This is a genomic window from Mesorhizobium sp. M7A.F.Ca.US.005.03.2.1, assembly GCF_003997795.1.
GTDB classification, from domain to species: Bacteria; Pseudomonadota; Alphaproteobacteria; order Rhizobiales; family Rhizobiaceae; genus Mesorhizobium; species Mesorhizobium ciceri.
Genome location: NZ_RZRP01001271.1, coordinates 1 through 1,204, shown reverse-complemented (window position 1 = coordinate 1,204; position 1,204 = coordinate 1). Strand labels below are relative to the sequence as shown.

The 1,204-nt window shown below is 65.7% G+C and carries 1 protein-coding gene and 1 pseudogene; both read left to right on the top strand.

From position 1 onward, the window contains the following. On the top strand, positions 1 to 928 hold a 928-nt coding region (gene trpD, locus EN991_RS36935; RefSeq protein ID WP_127370561.1), incomplete at its 5' end, for an anthranilate phosphoribosyltransferase. A gap of 3 nt (positions 929 to 931) precedes the next feature. Beyond that, a pseudogene (locus tag EN991_RS36930) lies at positions 932 to 1,204 on the top strand (indole-3-glycerol-phosphate synthase TrpC); the annotation flags it as partial.

The following is a 1,204-nucleotide window of genomic DNA, read 5'->3' as shown; positions in this document are numbered from 1 at the left end:
CATCATGTCGGGTGATGCGACCCCCGGCCAGATCGGCGGTTTCCTGATGGCGCTGCGCGTGCGCGGCGAGACGGTGAGCGAGATTTCCGGCGCCGTCGCCACCATGCGGGCCAAGATGCTGCAAGTCGACGCGCCGGACGGCGCCATCGATATCGTCGGCACCGGCGGGGACAATTCCCACAGCGTCAATATTTCCACGGGATCGGCCTTTGTCATCGCCGGCAGTGGTGTGCCGGTTGCCAAGCACGGCAATCGTGGCCTGTCCTCGCTGACAGGAGCCGCCGACGTGCTGGTTGCGCTCGGCGTCAAGATCGACATCTCGCCCGAATTCATCGGCCGCTGCATCCACGAGGCTGGCATTGGTTTCATGTTCGCGCCCGCGCACCATCCAGCGATGAAACATGTCGGTCCGACCCGCGTCGAACTCGGCACCCGCACCATCTTCAACCTGCTCGGGCCGCTCTCCAATCCAGCTGGCGTCAAGCGGCAGCTGGTCGGTGTGTTCCTGCCGGAATGGATCCTGCCGGTTGCCGAGACGCTGAAGGCACTGGGTGCGGAGCATGCCTGGGTTGCTCATGGCGACGGCTATGACGAGATCACCACCACCGGCGAGACGCAGGTCGCCGAACTGATCGGCGGCGAGATCCGCAGCTTCACCCTGACGCCTGAAGCGGTCGGGTTGCCGCGCCACAGCAGGGACGAACTGCGTGGCGGCGATGCGGACTACAATGCCAAAGCCTTGCGCGATATGTTGGGCGGCGCTGCCGGCGCCTATCGCGACACCGTGCTGATGAATGCCGGCGCCGGCCTGGTGGTGGCGGGCAAGGCGACGACGCTTGCCGACGGCATCGCGCTCGCCGCGCAAGCCATCGACAGCGGCCGGGCCCTGCAAGTGCTCGACAGGCTGGCCGAGATTTCGAACGGGTAAAACGTGTCTGACATTCTTCGCAAGATCGAGGCCTACAAGCGCGACGAGATCGCGGCGGCAAAGGCACGTGTGCCGCTGGCCGAAATCAAGGCGCGAGCCAAGGACGCCGACGCACCGCGCGGCTTTCTTGCCGCGCTCGAAGCAAAGCGCAAATCCGGCGCCTTTGCGCTGATCGCCGAGATCAAGAAGGCAAGCCCGTCCAAGGGGCTGATCCGCGCCGATTTCGATCCGCCGGCGCTGGCGCAGGCCTATGCCAAGGGTGGCGCTGCCTGTCTT